Origin of the sequence: Bradyrhizobium aeschynomenes (assembly GCF_013178945.1) — a bacterium.
Lineage (GTDB): Bacteria > Pseudomonadota > Alphaproteobacteria > Rhizobiales > Xanthobacteraceae > Bradyrhizobium > Bradyrhizobium aeschynomenes.
The window spans coordinates 81,800-102,284 of sequence record NZ_JABFDM010000016.1; the positions used below are offsets into that span (position 1 = coordinate 81,800).

At 67.2% G+C, this 20,485-nt stretch carries 17 protein-coding genes; 5 read left to right on the forward strand and 12 right to left on the reverse strand.

The window, feature by feature from the left end:
- The first annotated feature begins 125 nt into the window (after positions 1-125).
- Positions 126-1,631, forward strand: a complete 1,506-nt coding sequence (locus HL666_RS31035) for a glycosyltransferase family 39 protein (protein WP_172185338.1) — start codon at positions 126-128, stop codon at positions 1,629-1,631.
- On the opposite strand, the gene HL666_RS31040 is transcribed toward HL666_RS31035, so the two are convergent.
- Positions 1,632-2,663, reverse strand: coding sequence for a YcjF family protein (locus HL666_RS31040; protein ID WP_172185340.1), 1,032 nt, complete (start codon positions 2,661-2,663; stop codon positions 1,632-1,634). It abuts the gene before it with no gap.
- Positions 2,660-4,123, reverse strand: a complete 1,464-nt coding sequence (locus HL666_RS31045; RefSeq protein WP_172185342.1) for a YcjX family GTP-binding protein — start codon at positions 4,121-4,123, stop codon at positions 2,660-2,662. Before HL666_RS31045 ends, HL666_RS31040 begins: the two co-directional genes overlap by 4 nt.
- 205 nt (positions 4,124-4,328) lie before the next feature.
- On the opposite strand from HL666_RS31045, the gene trhA reads away from it, so the two are divergent.
- Positions 4,329-5,024: a PAQR family membrane homeostasis protein TrhA gene (trhA, locus tag HL666_RS31050; protein WP_172114734.1), complete on the forward strand. Its 696-nt coding sequence runs from the start codon at positions 4,329-4,331 to the stop codon at positions 5,022-5,024.
- Positions 5,025-5,048: 24 nt separating this feature from the next.
- Positions 5,049-5,843: an SDR family oxidoreductase gene (locus HL666_RS31055; RefSeq protein WP_172185344.1), complete on the forward strand. Its 795-nt coding sequence runs from the start codon at positions 5,049-5,051 to the stop codon at positions 5,841-5,843.
- An 83-nt stretch (positions 5,844-5,926) separates the two neighbouring features.
- Here the strand turns inward: HL666_RS31055 and HL666_RS31060 are convergent, their stop codons facing one another.
- A complete protein-coding gene (locus HL666_RS31060; RefSeq protein ID WP_172185346.1) occupies positions 5,927-6,082 on the reverse strand; it encodes a hypothetical protein in 156 nt (51 codons plus the stop codon).
- Between the two features lie 636 nt (positions 6,083-6,718).
- Positions 6,719-7,189: a MarR family winged helix-turn-helix transcriptional regulator gene (locus HL666_RS31065; protein WP_246741666.1), complete on the reverse strand. Its 471-nt coding sequence runs from the start codon at positions 7,187-7,189 to the stop codon at positions 6,719-6,721.
- Positions 7,190-7,275: 86 nt separating this feature from the next.
- Here HL666_RS31065 and HL666_RS31070 point away from each other — a divergent pair, with 86 nt between their 5' ends.
- Together HL666_RS31070 and HL666_RS31075 are read left to right on the forward strand one after the other, a co-directional pair.
- Entirely contained in the window at positions 7,276-8,073 is a 798-nt protein-coding gene (locus HL666_RS31070) for an SDR family NAD(P)-dependent oxidoreductase (RefSeq protein WP_246740027.1), read from the forward strand.
- 439 nt (positions 8,074-8,512) lie between these two features.
- The gene (locus tag HL666_RS31075; RefSeq protein WP_246741667.1) at positions 8,513-10,210 is read left to right on the forward strand and encodes an outer membrane beta-barrel protein; all 1,698 of its coding nucleotides are present in this window, start codon (positions 8,513-8,515) and stop codon (positions 10,208-10,210) included.
- 403 nt (positions 10,211-10,613) lie between these two features.
- On the opposite strand, the gene HL666_RS31080 is transcribed toward HL666_RS31075, so the two are convergent.
- The 8 genes from HL666_RS31080 to HL666_RS31115 all read right to left on the reverse strand — a co-directional run bounded on the left by HL666_RS31080 (position 10,614) and on the right by HL666_RS31115 (position 20,384).
- A complete protein-coding gene (locus HL666_RS31080) occupies positions 10,614-12,392 on the reverse strand; it encodes a hypothetical protein (protein WP_172185350.1) in 1,779 nt (592 codons plus the stop codon).
- A gap of 352 nt (positions 12,393-12,744) precedes the next feature.
- Positions 12,745-14,364 (reverse strand): benzoylformate decarboxylase, encoded by a 1,620-nt coding sequence (mdlC, locus tag HL666_RS31085; protein ID WP_172185352.1) that lies wholly within the window; start codon positions 14,362-14,364, stop codon positions 12,745-12,747.
- 108 nt (positions 14,365-14,472) lie between these two features.
- Positions 14,473-15,321 (reverse strand): HTD2 family dehydratase, encoded by an 849-nt coding sequence (locus tag HL666_RS31090; protein WP_172185354.1) that lies wholly within the window; start codon positions 15,319-15,321, stop codon positions 14,473-14,475.
- 2 nt (positions 15,322-15,323) lie between these two features.
- Positions 15,324-16,436: a CaiB/BaiF CoA transferase family protein gene (locus HL666_RS31095; protein WP_172185356.1), complete on the reverse strand. Its 1,113-nt coding sequence runs from the start codon at positions 16,434-16,436 to the stop codon at positions 15,324-15,326.
- Between the two features lie 8 nt (positions 16,437-16,444).
- Positions 16,445-17,611, reverse strand: a complete 1,167-nt coding sequence (locus tag HL666_RS31100; RefSeq protein WP_172114716.1) for an acyl-CoA dehydrogenase family protein — start codon at positions 17,609-17,611, stop codon at positions 16,445-16,447.
- A gap of 158 nt (positions 17,612-17,769) precedes the next feature.
- Entirely contained in the window at positions 17,770-18,351 is a 582-nt protein-coding gene (locus HL666_RS31105) for a thiamine pyrophosphate-dependent enzyme (RefSeq protein WP_172185358.1), read from the reverse strand.
- Positions 18,351-18,896, reverse strand: coding sequence for a thiamine pyrophosphate-binding protein (locus HL666_RS31110; protein ID WP_172134017.1), 546 nt, complete (start codon positions 18,894-18,896; stop codon positions 18,351-18,353). Before HL666_RS31110 ends, HL666_RS31105 begins: the two co-directional genes overlap by 1 nt.
- 216 nt (positions 18,897-19,112) lie before the next feature.
- Complete coding sequence (locus tag HL666_RS31115; RefSeq protein WP_172185360.1) at positions 19,113-20,384, reverse strand: cytochrome P450; 1,272 nt, start codon at positions 20,382-20,384, stop codon at positions 19,113-19,115.
- Between the last annotated feature and the right edge of the window lie 101 nt (positions 20,385-20,485).

The window sequence follows — 20,485 nt, forward strand, 5'->3', positions numbered from 1 at the left end:
GCGTTGACTCGCCCCGCGGAGTCGGGGAAAAGCACCGCGTGACGGCCCTTTCCTCCAGCATTGACAGCTCTCATCCGCGGTCCACGCGCGCCGCGTGGCTCCTGACCTTGGCTGTGATCACAGGTATGACGATCGTTCGCATCGTCTATGCGAGCGTCCTCGATCTGCGCACCGACGAGGCCTATTACTGGACCTGGTCGAAGGAGCTGCAGCTCTGCTTCCTCGATCATCCGCCCATGATCGCCTGGTTCATTCGGCTGGGGACCGCGCTGTTCGGCGACACCAATCTCGGCGTACGCTTCGCCGGTATTGTTGCGATGGGCGCGTCGCAGCTGCTGCTTGCCGACATCGTCCGCCGCGTCACGCATGATGCGCGCGCCGTGATGCTCGCCGCGCTGCTGCCGGAAGCCGCGCTGTATTACGGCCTGCTGATGGCCAAGGTGGCTCCGGATATCGCAGCAATCCCGTTCGCGCTGGCGATGATCTGGGCGCTGGTGCGGCTCGCCGAGACCGATGACGGCCGCTGGTGGCTGGCAGCCGGGCTGTTCGGCGGCCTCGCGCTGCTGTCGAAGTTCACCGTCGTCATGCTGCTGCCGGCCGTGGCCGCGTTCCTGCTCGTCCCTGGATGGCGCAGCCGCTGGCTCCTCAGCCCCTATCCCTGGTGTGGCGCGTTGATTGCGCTCGTCGTGTTCTCTCCGGTTCTGATCTGGAACGCGCAGCATGATTGGGCTTCGTTTCGATTCCAGTTCGTCCGCGCCACTGCCCCGCGCGACTTTTCGTTCCGGACGTTTGGCGACTATCTCGGCTTGCAGTTCGGACAGGTCGGCTTCGTGGTGCTGCCTGTCACGCTGTCCGCGCTGACGCTCACGGCCCGGCGCGGCTATCGCGAGCGGCAGCCGGTCGCGATCCTGCTGTCGACCGCAGTGCTGGTGCCGTTCCTGTACTTCCTCTGGAAGTCGTTCACGCTGCGGATCGGCGACACCTGGCCGATGTTCATGTGGCCGATCGGTTTTGCAGCGGTCGCGATCAACATCGTCGCGCTGCCGCGGGACGGTGCGTCGGCGTGGTTCACTCGCTCGACCAGGCGCTGGGCGCGCATTGCCGTCGCGAGCGGCATTGCCACGGTCCTGCTGATCTTCCTGTATTATGTCGCCGCGCCCTGGAATTTCCTCGGGCGGACCGATCCGATCGGGGCCGAGGCCGGTTATCAGCAGGTCGCCGCGCGCGTCGATCAGGAGTTGGCAAGGACCGGTGCCACCTGGATCGCGACCTCCGACTATCGCACCTATGCGATGATGCGGTGGTTCTTCAGGGGGCGCGTGCCGGTCATTCAGATCAACGAGCGTGCCCGCTTCATGGGCTTTCGTGATCCCGGCATGGGCCTGATCGCGGGGCATCCCGGCCTCTATGTCGTCCGCGAGCCGGACGGCACCGGCCGGCTGCTTGCGGAAACGACCGCGCGCCGCGAGCCGCTCGGCCGCGTCGAGCGGACCTGGCGCGGCGTCGTCATGGATCGCTATGCGATCGACAGTCTGACCGGCTGGACGCCGGAGCTGGCGCCGCCGCCGGACTCGCCGTTCTACCAATGGCGGTGGCTCGCCGGCGAACTCGACGGCACGGCGCGCGCCTGATCATTTTTCGTCCTCCTCCTGCTTGCGCAGCAGATCCTTGGCGAGATCGGCGAGCGCCGGGCGCGGCAGCGCGGCGAACGGCATCGGCCGCGTCACGTCGATGGCGGCGAGGCCGAGCCGCGCCGTGAGCAGGCCGTTGAGCACGCCTTCGCCGAGGCGCTGCGACAGCTTCGCCGCAATGCCGTGACCCAGCACCTGCTGGATCAGGCTGTCGCTGGCTGCCATGCCGCCGGTGATGGCGAGATGGGCGATCACGTGACGGAGCAGGCTGATCATGCCGAGCGCGCCGGGGCGGCCGCCATAGAGCCGCGCCAGCTGCCGGATCATTCGCAAGCTGGCGACGAATACGAACAGCACGTCGATCAGCGCGCGCGGGCTGACGGCGGTTACCACGGAGACGCGCTGTGCCGCGACCGAGACCAGCCGCCGCGCCTCGATGTCGAGCGGGGCCATCAGCTCGCGCTCTGCGAGCTTGATCATGTCGGCGCCGTCGATGATGTCGTCGGCATGGCCGGCGAGCTCGGCGCGCGGCCGTGCCAGCCGCGGATTGGCGTGGGCGATCCGCAGCAGCTCGGCGACGACCTCGCGGCTCTCGGCGCGATCATCCGACAGCAGCACCGCGGCGGCGCGCGCGTGCAGCTTCTCGATGGTGGCCAGCCGCACCAGCCCATAGGTCTCGCGCCCGATCACGGCGGCCAGCGCGATGGCCGCTGCCGCGGCAAAGCCCGCGCCGACATAGCCCAGCGCCTGGCTGCGCGCGAACAGATCCTCGATCAGCCTGGTGACGCCGAGGCCGAGACCGAGCAGGACGAGGCCGCCGACCGAGCCCCAGAACAGCGCGCCCCAGCGAAAGCCGCGCCGCGCCGGCAGCGCGACCTCGACCGGCACCGGCAATAGGGCCGGATCGGCTTCCGGCGTGATCTGGATCGTGCCGCGGCCCGGCCGGGCGGCATCGTCGGCATCGACCACGACCACATCGGGATCGTCGAGCCGGAACGTCTGGGGACGGCGGTGCCTGGTGCGTTCGCTCATTGCAGCCGGTCTCCGATCAGGAACTGAAGGGCGCGGTCGAGACGGATATGGGGCAAAGCGGGCTCGCCGCCAGCGTCCGCCTCCAGGAGCGGCGGGCGGAAGCGCAGAAAGCGGAAATCGGTCCCGTCGGCGGCGGCGCTCGACAGGCCGCGATAGGCGCCGCCCTTGAACAGCTCCTCCGCATCGGCGGGCAGCTCGCCCGGAAACGTCGCTACTTCGGTATTGCCGTCGAAGATCTCGCCATTGGCACTCTCGCCGGCAGCGGGGGTGCCGAGCAATGACGGCAGCTTGTCGCGGCCGCGCGCGACCAGCGCCTCGCGTGTCGCCCTGACCGCGGCCAGCGCCACCACATCGATCGCAGCACCCGTGCTCTCGGCGCGGGCCACCGCCCGGTTGACGGCGCGGCGGAGCACCGCCTCGAGCCGGTCGTGGCTGGTATGATGCAGATGGTCAGCCTTGGTGGCCGCGAACAGAATGCGGTCGATGCGCGGCCTGAACAAGGTGGACAGCACCGAGCTGCGCCCGACGCGGAAGCAATCGAGAATGCCGGTCAGCGCGGCTTCGAGATCATGCAGGGCCTCCGGTCCGGCATTGAACGCCGACAGCGCGTCGACCAGCACGATCTGGCGGTCGAGCCGGGCGAAATGGTCGCGGAAGAACGGCCTGACCACGATGTCCTTGTAGGATTCGTAGCGGCGCACCATCATCGCCCATAGCGAGCCGTCCGGCGCATGGCCGTCAGCCGGCACGTCGAGCGGCGCAAAGGTCAGCGCCGGTGATCCCGCGAGATTGCCGGGCATCAGAAAACGCCCGGGCGGCAGCAGGCTCATGGCGAAACGGTCGTCGCGGCAGGCGCGAAGATAGTCCGTGAACAGGCGTGCGGCTTCCAGCGTCGCCGGCTCGTCCTCGCGCCCTTCGGCGGAGAGGGTCGCCAGATGCGCGTGCCATGCGCCGGCCAGATTTGCGCGCGGCTCGCTGCGCGACAGCGCAAGGCTCTCGCGCGCCCATTGCTCATAGCTCTTGTTGAGCAGCGGCAGGTCAAGCAGCCATTCGCCGGGATAGTCGACGATGTCCAGCGTCAGGGTGCGCTCGGCGCCGTTGCCGCGCTGGAATTCGATCACCAGGCGGAGCTCGCTGATGTCCACCGTCGAGCTCGGCCAGCGCCGCTCTGCGACCAGCGACCGGACATGACTTTCATAGGCAAAGCGCGGCACGCCGTCGTCCGGTTGCGGCGCGAGATACGCGCGGGCGATGCGGCCGGAGGCCAGAGCCTCGAACACAGGCAGGCGCCCGCCGCGGACGAGGCCGTGGATCAGCGCCGTGATGAACACGGTCTTGCCGGCCCGTGACAGCCCGGTGACCCCGAGCCGGATCGTCGGGTTGAGGAAGCTCTCGCCGTAGTCGAGCAAGGCGCGGGCCGAGAGCCGTGCTTCCTCGACGAGTTCGGAAAAGGACACCATGGCAGGGAAGGGAGATTCGCCAGTTGAAAAGGGCGTGAGCGACTTTTGATAGGTGGCGATGCAAAACGCCGGATTCAAGCTCACATTTGCGGCCTGTTCCAGGTAGAACCACAGCTTGAACGGAACGTTGACCACTGGAAACCATAATCGTCCCTGCAAGCTTATCTCCCGGCAATCCAGCGCCAGGTTCGTCCCAGGTTCGTCCATGACCGTATTTCAACTTAAGCAGTTCGCCTCCACGTCCGTCCACGCCGCCACCGGGGCGGTCCGCTGGAATTACGACAAGGTCGAGATGATCGCCGACGGCATCGTTCATCTGGTCGGCATCAGCTTTGGCCTGGTGGCCGCGACCGTGCTCGTCGTTCTGACGTCGATCTATGCCAACCCCGTCGACATCGTCGTGGTGTCGATCTACGTGTCCGGCCTGCTGTCGATGCTGATCCTGTCGGCAACCTATAATCTGTGGCCGGTGTCGCCGACCAAATGGGTGCTGCGCCGGTTCGATCATTCGGCAATCTATGTGCTGATCGCGGCGACCTATACCCCGTTCATCGCGGCGCTGAAGGATTCGCTGTTCTCGGCGGCGCTGCTGCTCGGGGTCTGGGGCGTCGCGATCTTCGGCATCGTGCTCAAGCTGCGCTGGCCGGGCCGGTTCGACACGCTGTCGATCGGGCTGTATCTGGCGCTCGGCTGGAGCGGCATCATGATGTACGACCGGGTGATCACGGTCATGCCGACCTCCGTGCTGGCCTGCGTGCTCACCGGCGGCATCCTCTACAGCCTCGGCGTCATTTTCCACTCGTGGCGGCGCTTGCGCTTCCAGAACGCGATCTGGCATGGTTTCGTGCTGCTGGGGGCCGGCTTCCACTATACCGCAGTGCTCGATCTGGTTCTGACATAGAAAATTCCACGCGGAGGGCTTTGCATGCAGGTGACCGGAAACATCGTGGTGGTCACCGGCGGAGCCCGCGGCATCGGCAAGGCGATGTGCGAGGCGTTCGCGCGCGCGGGCGCGGCCAAGGTGATCGTGGCCGATCTGGACGAGGCCGGCGCCAACGCGGTCGCGGATTCGATCGGCGGTGCGGTCTTCCGATGCGACGTCTCCCAGGAATCCGACGTCAGGCGCGTCATCGAGGAGACCGAGCGGCGTTTCGGGCCGATCGCCCTGTTCTGCTCGAATGCCGGCATCGGCGGCGGCTTCGATCCGCTGTCCGTGAATGTCGGCGGCACCTCCGACGAGGCCTGGGCGCGCAGCTGGGCCATTCACGTGATGGCCCATGTGTGGGCTGCGCGGCACCTGATCCCGCGCTACAAGGCGCGCGGCGGCGGCTATTTCCTCAACACGATCTCGGCGGCCGGCCTGGAGTCGCAGGTCGGCAGCGCGCCGTATTCGACCACCAAGCACGCCGCGGTGGGATTTGCCGAGAATCTCGCGATCTCGCACAAGGCCGACAACATCAAGGTCTCGATCCTGTGTCCGCAGGGCGTCGACACCGACATGCTGCGATCGATCCCCAAGGGCCCGCAATCCGGCGACGGCGACCTGACGCCGGAGCAGGTGGCACAGGACGTGCTGAAGGGGCTTGCCGAGGAGAGCTTCCTGATCCTGCCGCATCCGCAGGTGCTCGGCTACATGCGCAAGAAGGCCGAGAACTACGACCGCTGGCTCGGCGGCATGGCCAAGATCCAGGCGAGGATGCGCGAGGAGTTCGGGACGTAGGGCTGCGGTTGCCGTCCGCCGACGACGATGCCCGCGAACTTTCTCAACGTCCTCCGTTGTCGTCCCGGCGAACGCCGGACCCATCACCCCAGGGAGCAGTTCGAGGCACGCGCGTCGACGATCTCGCTCGACGATTTCAGCCGCGGCGTATGGATCCCGGCGATCGCCAGGATGACGATGGAGGGAGATTGTCGGCACACCATCAGCAGCGGACATGATCGAACATCGCTGGACGTCATTGGGCCTTCTCGCGGCACATCATGCCCGAGTTGTACGTTGACTTGTCCCTTCCAGCAAACGAAGGGCGCAGGGAATGCCGGGTGACGGCGTCACCCATGGCCCGCCTGCGAAAAAAATGCAGGCGGCAGGTACCACAGGTTCAGCCGGATCAACCCGGCATTCCCCGCGCGGTGGTTTTCACGCTTACTTTGCGCTCTCCTCGGTGTCCGGCGTTTAGCCACCGTCGCCCGTACGATGCGTGAGCATCGCCACGCGCTTGACGCCAGCATCGGGGCGCCAGGACCACGCAACTTCACGTCCGCACCAGCATCGTTCGTCCGCACCTCCGAAGAGACGCTGCGAGCTGTCGCGGCCACCGCATCCCCGCCTCGCGTGTCGTGACGATCGCGCGCAACGCCCCTCCGTGGTGAGGCGGGATGCGCGGAAAGATCGTCGTGATTTGCCCGACGACACAAGGCCTCCCGCTGCGGCATTTCAACACGACGGGCAGTTTTCTCATGGCTCTCATGCGCGATCCGCCCGCCGGGCGCATCGCGAGGGCATGATCCGGAAAAATGGAAACCGGTTCTCCGAAAGGATGATGCTCAAACAAAGAGATGAGATCATGATGCGTTTCCGCCGACACGCATCATGATCTAGTCCGGCGATTGCATATCGCGGTCCGTCGCGCGCCAGGTCTCCAGAGCGCGGGCGTACAGCAAAAGGCCTTCGCGTACCGTCTGCCGTTCGGCCTTCGACAGCGAAGACAGCGCGCCGCGAACCTGCTGCCGGCCGAAGGCGTGCAGCGCGGCCAGCGTCTTCCGTCCCTTGGCGGTGAGGCAGAGCGGCTTGATGCGGGCATCGGCCGGATCGACGGTCTCCTGCAACTCGCCGCTGTCGACCAGCTTGCGCACCATGCGGCTGATGCTGGATTTCTCCAGATGCAAGATCGTGCCGAGCTGCATCGCCGTCAGCGGGCCGCGCAGGCCGATCTCCAGGATGGTGTGAACGGCCGATGGCGGATGGTCGGTTGCGGCCAGCGTCGATTCCATGAAGCCGAGCTCGCGCACCATCAGGCGGGAAGCGGCACGGACGTCGTCGACGAGGGTGAGATCGGGATCGGGCATCTTGACTCCTGCCATATAGTTGTATCATACAACAAATAGCCGATGCAACGTCGCATCGACGGCGCTGTCTCGCCGGAGGATACGAGATGACCGATACGCCGCTCACCACCGACGCCCGCTCGCCCAAGGCGTCGTGCATGCAGGGGCAGGTCTGCCTCGTCACGGGAGGCGGCTCCGGCATAGGCCGCGCAACCGCCGTGAAGCTCGCGGCCGAAGGCGCACAGGCGGTCGTCGTCGCCGGCCGACGCGAGGCCGCGCTGGCAGATACGGCGGCACGGTGCCGCTTGCTCGGCGCGGAGGCGCTGGTGGTGAAAGCCGACGTCACCCAAGAGGCGGACGTGGTGCATCTCGTGCGGTCGGTGATGGATCGATACGGCCGGTTGGACGCGGCCTTCAACAATGCGGGGTTCCAGGAGCGTCGGGCGCCGATCGAGCAGCAGGGCGACGGCGTCTATGCGGACGTGTTTGACGCCAACGTGCGCTCGGTATTCCTCTGCCTGCGCGCGCAACTGCCGATCATGTATGCGCGGGGGCATGGGCGCATCGTGATCAATGCCTCCGTGAGCGGCGTGCGCAATCCGAATGTCGGGCTTGCGCTGTACTCGGCCTCGAAAGCCGCCGTCATCTCGCTGACGCGCTCGGTCGCGCTCGAGGCGGCACCGCGTGGCGTCCGGATCAATGCGATTGCGCCGGGACGCGTCGTTACCGACATGATGCTGCGCGCGGGTGTCGGCGACATCGCGACCGTCGCCGCGGGCCTGCCACTGCGCCGGATGGGGCAGCCTGAGGACATCGCCGAGGCGGTGCTGTGGCTGCTGTCGGACGCCTCGTCCTATGTCGTCGGCCACGTATTGGCCGCAGATGGCGGGTTTCTGGCCTCCTGAGGCCGACGGATCATGTCGGTCGCCCGGGAGCGGCGGGCGCGGCCCGCAGCTGCCTCCGGAATGGGGCGAGATCTGTCATCGGCGATCCCTGCGGTATCGTCGCAAAGCCGGATTTCAGCCAATATCGGCGGCGATGAGCGGTCCGCATCGTCGTTTCAACTAATTAGTTCTGTCCACGAACGCCGAGACCGCGATGCGGTCCGCGTAGGGCAGCTTGCTGCGGGCGTCCGTCCGCATGAAATCTCCGCAGCTCGGCAAAACTTCCGCCGACCTTTGCCGGTCATCTGGCCGGCAAGGGGAGTTGGTCGCGTGCACAGGCTGCGTGTGATGTCGGCAGCGCCCCGACGTCATCGCACGATTTCTGCACAGCCCCGGCTTTCCGTTGCAAGCTCATTCACCACACAAGACCGGCGCGTTCGCCGTGCGGACGAAGCGGCTCATGGTGACGCGATCCCAGCGCGGGGTTACGCTTGCGCTCGTCGAGGTGCTGCTTCTGACCGTGATGGTGGTGGATGCCGCGTCCGCGCAGCAGACCATCAAGACCAAGCCGACCGATGTCGTGCCGGGACGTGCCGATCGGCTGTTCTTTCGTCACGTCACCGCGCGAAGCATCTACTACCACGTTCCGCGGATCACCACCGACGGCCGGACACTGATGATGCGTCAGGATCCGCGCAGCGTCAGCGCGCTGTTGCGCCCCGTGCGAGAGGCCGGCGCGCCAACCTTGGCTGCGCCAGGCAGGCCTGCCGGCGGCTTTGGCCCCGCGATGTTTCAGCCGGCGCGCGGCGCGCTGATCGCCACGGCCGAGCCGGCGCGCGAGGCCGCGCGCACGATGTCTCCCGCGCCGCCATCCGCAGCCAGGCAGATTGCGGCAAGGCCTGCGGCTCCGGCGAATGCGCCCCCGGCGGAGAAGCCGGAGGACACCGTGGCGGCAGCCCAGCCGGCGGCCGTGCTGCGCAACCGCGACGTCCTGCCGGAGCGCAATCTCAACACGGTGAAGCCGCAGCCGGTGACGGCCGAAGCCAAGCCCTACGATCCAACCGGCTTGACGGTCGGGTCTTTCCTGGTGAAGCCGGCCGTCGAGATCCAGGCGGGCTACGACACCAATCCGACGCGGCGCAACGCAGGGCCCGGGTCACCCGTCGCCATCGTGGCGACGGAAGTTGCGGTACGGTCGCAATGGGAGCGGCATCAGCTCAATGCCGATTTCCGCGGCGCCTACACCGAGGACACCAATGTCCGCTCCCTCAGCCATCCGACCTTCGAGGCGCGCGCGCAAGGGCGCTACGACGTCACCGAGGGCACTGCGGTCACGGGCGAGGCGCGGTTCGTCAACGATGCCCTGGCGCTTCCGGGGGCGCTCAAGCTGCCGCGCGCGACGACCTTCGGGGGCAGCGCCGGCGTGCTGCAGAAGATCGGCCCGACCGAGATCGCCTTCAAGGGATCGGCCGATCGGGTCGTCTTCAACGATGCCATGATCACGGCCAACGTGCCGCTGCGGACCCGGGATCGCAACTACACCCAGCCGGGCGCCCAGGTGCGCGTCACCTATGTGCTGACGCCGAACATCTCGCCCTTCATCGACATGAGCTTCGATCGTCGCAACCACGATCTGCAGGTCGATTTCAACGGCCAGCGCCGCGACTCCACCGGCATTTCCGGGCGGGCCGGTGCCGTCGTCAACATGGGATCGCTGACCGGCGAGGCCTCGGTGGGCTATCTCACGCGCCGCATGGATTCGCCCATGATGCCCAACATCAGCGGCGTGATCGCGGACGCGACCCTCGCATGGGCCGCGACCGATGCCACGACCTTCGTGCTGGTGGCACGATCGCAGGCCTCCGAGACGCCGGCGATCAACGTCTCGGGCATCCTGTCGCGCGACGTGATCCTGCAGATGGATCATCAGTTCGAGCCCTGGCTGATCGGCACGCTGCGCGCCGGCTATGGCCAGGATCAGTTCGTCGGCAGCGGCCGGGTCGACCAGCGCATGTTCGTCGCCGCCGCTGGCACCTACAAGGTCAACCGCAACATTCAGCTGAAGAGCGAGGTCCGCACCGAATGGACGCGCTCGAACATCCCGCTCAACAACTTCATGGCGGTCGTCGGTCTCGTCGGCGTGCGCTATCAATATTGAGCGTCTTGGAGCGCTCCGTCGTCCGCCGCGATCGCATTTGTTGGGCTGGCGGACGATCAGTTCGCTGCGGGAGACTGCGCCGCCCCGTTCCGCTGCCTCCTACCTCATCCCTCTCAGCGACAGCGAGGCTCGTCGCGCGCCCGTGAAGGACGGGGAGAGGGAGTGCGCCGGGCTCGCGCGTCGGCCCGCGCAAAAAAAAGCCCCGCAAGGGGGCGGGGCGGGAGGCATGCATGGCCGGCGGATGGGGGGACCGGGGCGGATCAGTTGACGGGGTGAGGTCAGATCCCGTCGCGTGACCGTGATCCCCCGGCCTGTTCGGCATGCGGCTGGTGAGGGCCTTGTTCTGATTATCGGGTCCGCGCCGCCCAGGATTAACCGGAGGGCGACGCGGAGCGCCGTGGCCTTACTGCTCGAGGGCGGCCAGCGCGGCGTTGCCGATCTGTTGCGCCTCGGCCCAGGCAGCCTGGGTCGCCTGCTGCGCGGCGGCGTAGCCGGCCTGGATCTGCTGCTGGGCCGCTGCGCGCAACGCTCCCTCCTGCTGCTCGCCGGTCTCGCGGGCCTGGGTCAGGGCCTGGTTGTCGGCGTTCAGCGTGGCGTTCGCCTGGTTGAACGCGGTCGTGGCGGTCTGCGCCTTGGCCTGAGCGGCAGCCAATGCGGCCTGGTTCGCCGCGTTGTTGGCGCGCTCGACCGCTTCGGCGGCTTCCTGCGCCTCATGCTGCGCCGTCTGCGCCGCCTGGCGGGCCTTCTCCAGGGTCTGCCGATCGGCATTCACCTTCTGCTCGGCCGCCTCGACCGCAGCGTCGATCGCGCCGATCTTCTGGTTCAGCGCGGCCTCGACGGTCTTCTGGTTCTGGCTCGCGGCGGCGTTGGCGGCCTGGGTCTTCTGCTGGGCGACCGCGCGCGCCTGCTCGCCGGTCTTCAGCGCCGCCTGCAGCGCGGCCTGCTCGGCGGCTTCCTTCGCCTCCTGGTTCTGCTGGTTGTTGTTATTGTTGTTGGCGTTGCCGTTGCCGGCCGCGGCGCCGCCATTGTTCGCATTGCCGCCATTGTTGGCATTGCCTGCGGCCTGGCCGGCTTGCTGAGCAGCCTTCCCGGCAGCCTCGGCCGTCTCGCGTGCCGTATCCTTGGCGGCGTTGGCGGCTTCCTTGGCCTCGTTGGACACGTCGATGTCCTTGTCGAGCTTCTGGAAGGCGGCCTGCAGCGCGGCGGAGGCGGCAGCCAGCTTCGCGGCATTCGCGGTGGCCGCGGCCTGGTTGGCGGCCGTCGGGTTCTTCTCGGCCTGCTCCTGGGCCTCGATCGCGGCGCCCTTTGCGTTCTGCTCGGCCTGGCGCGCAACGTCGATGGCCTTGCGGTCGGCGGCGACCTGGGCCTCGGCGGCGGCAGCGGCCTGGGCTGCAGCCGCCGCTGCGGCGTTCGCCTTTGCGACGGCATCGGTGCTGCTCGCGGCGGCGGCGGCGGCAGCCTTGGCGGGCGTTGCTGCGGCCGCAGGCGTGGCGGTGGCCTTGGCGACGGCAACGGTGGTGGCCGCCGCTGCGGCGGCCGCCGGCTTGGCAGCGGTCGTCGTCGTGGTGGTCGCGGCTGCCGTCTTGGCCGTGCCGGTGGTCGTCGTCGATGCCGCGGCCGCTGCAACCGGCTTTGCGGCGGTACTGGTCGTTGCGGCGGCAGCGGCGGGTTTGGCGGTGCTCGTGGTCGCGGCCGTGCTCGCGACAGCCGTCTTGGCGGCCGTGCTCGCGGCGGTCGCCGCGGCCGTGGTGGCAGCGGTCGTCGCTGCCGTCGTTGCTGCCTTGGCGGCGGCGTTCGCGGCGGCCTTCGCAGCCGCATTGGCGGCGGCCTTCGCGGCAGCATTCGCTGCGGCCTTCGCGGCCGCGTCGCTGGCCGCCTTTGCCGCTGCCTTCGCGGCCGCGTCCTGGGCGGCCTTGCTGGCCGCCGTGGCAGCAGCCTTGGCAGCGGCGTCCTGGGCCGCCTTGGCGGCTGCCTGGGCAGCAGCCTTCGCCGCGGCATCCTGCGCCGCCTTGGCGGCGGCGTTGGTCGTCGCGGAGGTGGCGAGCGCGGTGGTCACAGCCTGCGCATTGGCCTGATGCGGGAGCGCCGTCAGCGCCAGAGCGGACATCAGGGCCAGCACGCTGACATGGCGATAGAGATCGGTCCTCGATGCTGCGGTTTTGAAATTCTTGTTTTCCGCCATCAGCTCAACTCCCTTGGTACGCTGGATTGGATGATGGAACCTTGTGGAAATGATTTTGGTTTGCAGGATGGTCGGACCTTGCAAGCAGCATGGCGCCCGCTTGCCATCTGGCGGCAGGATTTCGCGGTGTTTGCGGCGGGCTGGCCGCGGCGACATGGCGCAGGGGGCCAGAAAGCTTTTGAAACAATCGGTTGTAGACGCCGGTGGCGGTTGCACCGATGCGGCCGGCCGGTGGGCATTTCGCGGCATGCCACCCCGCCGCCATTGAAGATGCGACGCATTGTCGCATCGGCGTTGCGTTGACAAGACGTCCGCTGAGCGAACGGCGGCTTAGCCCTCGCTCAGCTCTTGCTCAGCTCTTGGCGTAGAGCAGCGGGACCGCGGAATCGACCATCACCTCGACGAGGCTGGTGCCGTCATGCGCCAGAGCCCGCGCCAGGGCGGCGGCGAGATCGGCCGAGCGGCTGACGCGCACGGCATCGCAGCCCATGCCTTCGGCGAGCTTGACGAAATCGAGGCCCGGCAGATCGAGCCCGGGCACGTTGCGCACCTGCATGACCTGGCTGAACGAGCGCATCGCGCCGTAGCCGGAATTGTTGATGACGACCACCGTCATCGGCAGCCCGCGCTGGGCGGCGGTCCACAGCGCCTGCAGCGAATACATCGCCGAGCCGTCGCCGATCAGGCACACCGTGCGGCCCGCGTTGCGGCCCAGCGCCATGCCGACCGCCGCCGGCAGGCTGTAGCCGAGCCCGCCGCTCGCCATCGTGTAGAACGAATCCGCGCCCGGCATCGGCATGAACTTGTGCATCACCGGGCGATGCGAGGGGATCTCCTCGACGACAGCGGCGCTGGCGGGCAGCGCCTGCGACAGCGTGTGCAGGAGGTAATCGACCGGGATCGGATCCGCCGGCTTCGGCGCATCGGGCAGGACGCGGCCCTTCGGCGCGGCGCGCCGGCTCTCCGGCAGCAACTCCAGCAGCAGCGACAATGCGGGACGCATCGTCGCGATGATGCTGGTGCCGATCGGGGGCACCGCGGCGCCGTCGGCATCGTCCGTGATCTGATACAGCGTCGTCGCGCCGTCGAAGATCGCGGCATGGCCTTCGACATGGAAGGTGAAGACCGGCGCGCCGATCACCATCACGAGGTCGTGCGGCTTCAGGGCCTCCGAGAGTTGTCCGGGTGAGGCGTGCAGAAAGCCCTGGAATTGCGGATGGCGTTCGGGGAACGAGCAGCGCGCCGAGAACGGGCTGGTCCAGACGCTGGCCTTCGTCTTCTCCGCCACCGCGACCATCAGATCGACGCAGCCGGCGCGATCGACGCCGGGGCCGATGACGAGCGCGGGGTTGGTCGCCGCGGCGAGCGCACCGACCAATTCTTCGATCGCGGCGCGGTCGGGGCCGAGTTCGCGGCTGACCTTGCGCGCCGATAGCGGCTGCGCCGGATGCATCCAGTCGTCGATCGGGATCGAGACGAAGGTCGGGCCGCAGGGCGGCTGCATCGCCGTGTAGTAGGCGCGCGCGATCGCGCCCGGCACGTCCTCGGGCCGCGCCGGCTCGACGCTGTATTTGACGTAAGGCCGCGGAAATTCGCTCGGGCGTTCGGCGTAGAGGAACGCCTGCAGCGGCAGGATCGAGCGCGCCTGCTGGCCGGCGGTGATGACCAGCGGCGTCTGGTTGCGGTGCGCGGTGTAGATATTTCCGAGCGCATTGCCGACGCCGGCGGCCGAATGCAGATTGACGAAGCCGGCGTTGCGCGTCGCCTGCGCATAGCCGTCGGCCATGCCGACCACGGAGGCCTCCTGCAGGCCGAGTACGTAGTCGATGTCGTCGGGCCAGTCGCTGAGGAACGGCAGCTCGGTCGAACCGGGATTGCCGAACACCTTTTTGATGCCGAAGGCGCGCAGCAGCTCGAAGGTGGCCTGCTTGACCGTGACGGGCTTGGTCGTTGTTTTCGTTGTCTTGGCCAAAGGCGTTTCCTCAGTTGCCGTCATTGCGAGGAGCGAAGCGACGACGCAATGCAGAGTCGCTACGGAACTCTGGATTGCGTCGCTTCGCTCGCAATGACGAGGCTTATATCACCACGTCGCCGTGCCCTTCATCGTCGGCTGGCGCTCGGCGTTGGCGGTCCACAGCTCCAGGTCGCCGTCCTTGTCGGTGGCATTCACCGAGAATTCGCTGCCCTCGAACAGCGGCTGCACGCCGCGATAGGCGAACTTGGCGGGCGGCTTGCCCTTGAGCTTGGCGGCAAACTCGACCAGCAGCGCGGCCTGCAATGGGCCGTGGAAGACGAGGCCCGGATAGCCCTCGACCTTGGTCACGTAGTCGCGGTCGTAGTGGATGCGATGGCCGTTGAAGGTCAGCGCGGAATAGCGAAACAGCAGCACCGGATCGGAGACATGGCTCTCGCTGTGTTGCGCGGCCGGCGGAGGCGGCGGTGCCTTCGCGGGTGCAGCCGGCGCGCCGCCCATGTCGCGATAGACGATGTCCTGGCGCTCGCGGATCGCGACACCGCGCGGCGTCGACACGACATGTTCGACCGCGACGAAGCAGAGCTGGCCGGTGGAGCCGCTCTTCAAGCTGACGTCTGATATCGTCGACACCCGCGTGGCGACGTCGCCGACGCGCAGGGGATCGACGACCTGCACCTCGCCGCCGGCCCACATCCGGCGCGGCAGCGGCACCGGCGGCAGGAAGCCGCCGCGGGTCGGGTGGCCGTCGGGGCCGAGCTGATCGTGCGGAAACACCGGCTGGGCCAGGCACCAATGCACCGTGTAGGGCGCGATCTCGCCCGATGTCGGCTCGCCGATGTCCTGGAAGAGCGTCGCGCGGAGGCCCTTGGTGAGCTGCGCCGTCACGATGTCGGTGGCTTCGGCGCTGCGGCCGACCCATTGCTTGAGGTGATCGAGATCGAGCGTGTCCGTCATGATCAACCCTTTCGCTGATGCGGCGAGGCGGCTTCACCGACCGCGGGCACCGCGCCATAGCGCCTGTCATCGCCGACCACGATCGCCGCCGGCGCCGGATAGGAGACGACGCCGTTCGGCGTGTCGACCTCGATGCGCCGAAGATGCGGATGCACGGCGAGATCGGCCATGCTGTTGACCTCGGCAAAGGCGATATCGGCGGCCGCGAGCTTGGCCAGCAACTCGTCGCGCGACAGCGCCGCGAAGCGCGCGGCGACGATGCCGTCGGTGACGCTGCGATTGCGGACGCGCTCGACCATGTTGGCGAAGCGCGGGTCCTCGGGCAGAGCAGGCTGGTCCAGCACCTTGGCGCACAGCGTCTTCCACTCGCGCTCGCTCTGGATCGAGATCAGGATGTCCTTGCCGTCCTTCGAGGTGAACACACCGTAGGGCGCGATCGAGGGATGGGCGAGGCCGATGCGCTTCGGCGCATTGCCGGCTTCGGCGTTGAGCAAGGGCACCGTGAGCCAGTCGGCCATCACGTCGAACATCGAGATCCGGATGTCGGCGCCCTCGCCGGTGCGGCCGCGCTTGATCAGCGCCTCCAGGATCGCCGCATGGGCGGTTGCGCCGGTTGCGACGTCGACGATGGACATGCCGACACGCGACGGGCCTTCGGGGCCGCCGGTGATCGAGGCGAGGCCGCTCTCGGCCTGGATCAGCAGGTCGTAGGCCTTGCGGTCGGCGTAGGGACCCGTGTCGCCATAGCCGGTGATGGTGCAGCAGATCAGCTTCGGATAGTCCTTGCGCAGCCGCTCGCGGGCAAAGCCCATTCTGTCCATCGAGCCCGGCTTGAGGTTCTGCAGCAGCACGTCGGCGCTTGCGATCAGCGTCTCGAGCTCGGCGCGGCCGTCCGACTTGGCGAGATCGACGACGCGCGACTCCTTGCCGCGGTTGAGCCAGACGAAGTAGCTGCTTTGGCCCTTGGCAGCGGCGTCATAGCCCCTGGCGAAATCGCCCTCGGGACGTTCGATCTTGACGACATGGGCGCCGGCATCCGCCAGGCGCGACGAGCAGAACGGCGCAGCCACGGCCTGCTCGACGGCGACGACGGTGATCCCTTCAAGCGGAAGCATGACAGACCTCAGTACGACCTGGGCATGCCGAGCACGTGCTCGGCGACGTAGGAGAGGATGAGGTTGGTCGAGATCGGCGCCACCTGATACAGCCGCGTCTCGCGGAATTTGCGCTCGACGTCGTACTCTTCGGCGAAGCCGAAGCCGCCATGGGTCTGGATGCAGGCATTGGCAGCCTCGAACGAGGCGTCGGCGGCGAGCATCTTGGCCATGTTGGCCTCGGCGCCGCAATCCAGTCCCGCCTCGTATTTGCGGGTGGCTTCCTTGACCATGAGCTCGGCCGCGCGCATCGAGGCATAGGCCTTGGCGATCGGGAACTGAATGCCCTGGTTCTGGCCGATCGGACGGCCGAACACGACGCGCTCCTTGGCATAGGCGGTGGCCTTGGCGATGAACCATTTGGCATCGCCGACGCATTCGGCCGCGATCAGGATACGCTCGGCATTCATGCCGGAGAGAATGTATCGGAAACCTTTGCCCTCCTCGCCGATCAGGTTCTCGGCGGGCACGCGCATGTCGGTGAAGAACACCTCCGTGGTCGCATGGTTCATCATCGTTCGGATCGGGCGGATGGTCAGCCCGGCCTTCTTGGCCTCGCGCATGTCGACGATGAAGACGGAGAGACCATCGGTGCGCTTCTGCGCCTGATCCTTCGGCGTGGTGCGCGCCAGCAGGATCATCAGATCGGAATATTCGGCGCGGCTGGTCCAGATCTTCTGGCCGTTGACGACGTAGCTGTCGCCGTCGCGCTTCGCGAAGGTCTTGAGCGAGGAAGTGTCGGTGCCCGAGGTCGGCTCGGTGACGCCGAAGGCCTGCAGCCGCAACTCGCCGCTCGCGACCTTGGGCAGCCACTTCGCCTTCTGCTCGGCGGAGCCGTGCCGCAATACCGTGCCCATCGTGTACATCTGGGCGTGGCAGCCGCCGCCGTTGCAGCCGGCGCGCTGGATTTCCTCGAGGATCGCGGCCGCTGCCGACAGCTTCAGCCCGGCGCCGCCATATTCCTCGGGGATCAGCACGGAGAGATAGCCAGCCTGCGTGAGCGCATCGACGAACGCCGACGGATAGGCCATCTCGCGATCGAGCTTGCGCCAATATTCGCCGGGGAACTGGGCGCAGAGCTTCGCGACGGCATCACGAATGTCGGCATAATCGTCGTGCTGATGTTGTTCTGTCATTGGCTTCCTCGCAGGCCGATCCTGCACGGCCTGCGTCTCCCTCTGCTTGTTCCTGATAGCCTATGACGAAGCGTGCCACGCTTGGCAAGCTTGGAATGCCAGCGTTGCCGCCGGTCAGCCTTGCCGCAGCGACAGATCGAAGCACGAGGCGCCGTGTTCTAGCTGACGGGATATCCGAGATGGCGGCGAAAGCGGGTCTTCAGATAGACGCCATCACGCGCGGGCAAAGCGCGGTCGACGTGCTCGGTCGAGATGCCAACGCGGGCGAAATGCGGGCCGGCGAGATCGTGCAGCTTCGGACGGAAAGCATCGAGCGCAGCCTGATCGGCGATCGTGCTCACCGAAGGAAAGCCGGCGCCGGTGGCGATCAGCTCCAGATTGGCGCCAAGCCCGGAATGGCTCTGCTGCATCCCGGTTTCGCCGAAATGCGCATTGTCGAGCACGATGATGGCGAGGTTCTTCGGCTTCTTCGCGGCGATCGTGGCGAGGCTGCCGAGCCCCATCAGTTGCTCGCCATCGCCGGTGATCACCGCCACCGGCCGCGACGGCTGCGCCAATGCCAGCCCCAGGCCGATCATGGCCGCGCCGCCCATCGCGCCCCAGAGGTAGAAGTTTGCCGGATGGTCGCCGGCGGCGAACACGTCGTAGGACGATGAGCCGAGGCCGCTGACGACCAGGAGTTCGCCGCGGTCCCGCAGAAGCGCGTTGACGGCGGCGCGGCGGTCGAGTGCTGCGTCCATCACCTGCTCTCCGTCCACTTCTTGGCGCCGATCATGCGCTGGGCGATCAGCACCGCGATCGGCTGATCGCTGTCGTAAGCGAGCCTTGCGGCTGCGGCTGCCATCTCGCCGGCGTCCTCGGGACGTTCCAGCCGGAACACGGTGACGCCCATGATCTCGAAGGCGGCTTGCGTCGCCTTGCCCATTGCGACCTGCCATGGATTGAACTCGGCCCATTCGCCGCGCATGGTCACGAAGCTCAGGAACGGGAAGCGGCAGCTCGACAGCAGCGACAGCATGTTGACGCAATTGCCGACGCCGCTGGACTGCATCAGCAACACCGCGCGCTGGCCGCCGAGCCAGGCCCCGGCGGAGAGCGCGACGCCTTCCTCCTCGGTGGTGAGCACCGTCGTCGCGATCGCCGGATCGTCATGCGCGAGCCGGATCAGGCGGGAATGGCCGGCGTCGGGCACGTAGCAGAGCTGCCGGACGTCGGCCGCCTTGAGCGCCTGATAAATGGCGAGCGGCCAATCGGGAGCTGGGCTGGGCGGATCTGAGACGGTCATCGCGTCCTGCAGTTCATGAGCATCCGGTTGCGAGGGCCTCATGGTTCCAGACGCGCCGCGAGCGGCGCTCCTCGCCATGAGGGTTGAAAGGTCCGCCATTGCGAAGGGTGTCACCCCTCATGGTGAGGAGCCGCGTAGCGGCGTCTCGAACCATGAGGCCGAGGTCTCGCGCCTCGCCGTTCGAGACGGGCTCCTCACGGTGAGGAGCGGAGGTGCTCATCCCGGAATCCGGACCGGCAGGCTCTCATACCCCCGCACGAAGCTCGAATACACACGCTTCGGCTCACCGACCACCTCGATGCGGTCGAAGCGCTTCAGGATCTCCTCCCAGACGATGCGCAGCTGCAGTTCGGCCAGCCGCATGCCGACGCAGCGGTGGATGCCGAAGCCGAAGGAGAGATGGATGCGCGGCCGCTTGCGGTCGATGATGAAGGCATCGGGGTTCTCGATCACCTCCTCGTCGCGGTTGCCCGAAACGTACCACATCACGACACGATCGCCCTTGCGGATCTTCCGGCCGCCCAGTTCGGTATCGACCAGCGCGGTGCGGCGCATATGTGCGAGCGGCGTCTGCCAGCGGATCACTTCCGGCACCATGGTCTCGATCAGCGCCGGGTTGTCGCGCAGCTTCTGATACTCGGCAGGGTTCTCGTTCAGCGCCAGCACCGAGGCCGTCATGGTGTTGCGCGTGGTGTCGTTGCCGCCGACGATGAGCAGGATCAGATTGCCCATCAGATTGTCCGGCGTCATGTGCCGCGTCGCCTCGCTATGCGCCATCATCGAGATCAGGTCACGGCCCGGATGGGCCTGGCGTTCCTTCCACATCCTGCCGAACGTCTCGGCGCAATCCGCAAGCTCGCGCCGGCGCTCTTCTTCCGAGGACACGATGCCGCTCTTGGGCAAGGCGGTCGAGACATCCGACCAGCGCGTCAGCTTGCGGCGCTCCTCGAACGGGAAGTCGAACAGCGTTGCCAGCATCTGCGTCGTCAGCTCGATCGACACCTTCTCGACCCAGTTGAAGGTCTCGTTGCGCGGCAGCGAATCCAGCACTCTCGCCGAGCGCTGCCGGATCAGCACCGCCATCTCGTCGAGATGATCCGGCGTGAACATCGGCTGCACCGTCTTGCGCTGCTCGCCATGGCGGGGCTCGTCCATCGCGATGAAGCTCGGCCATTCATAGCCGGGCGGCACGTCGCGGATCATGATGCCGCCGTTGCTGACGTCGGAGGAAAACAGCGCGTGGTTGGTGTCGACATGCATGATGTCGTGGTAGCGCGTCACCGACCAATAGGGTTCGATCGGCGCCTTGGTGCAGTAATGCACGGGCGCCTCCTTGCGCAGCCGCTCGAACCACGGCCACAGCGTGTCGTTCTGGAACAGCCTGGGCGCGCCGGGATGGAAGTCCTCGATCGGCGTCGAATACGCCTCCCGCCGCGCCTCGCGCAGCAGATCGGCATGGTCGGAACGAAGCGCGGCCTGGCCGGTCATGGAGTGGTCCTTTTTCAACGGTCGATCCATTCTCGACAATGCATGAAGTATGGTTGGTCTCCGTCATTGCGAGCGAAGCGAAGCAATCCAGGGCCAGGAAG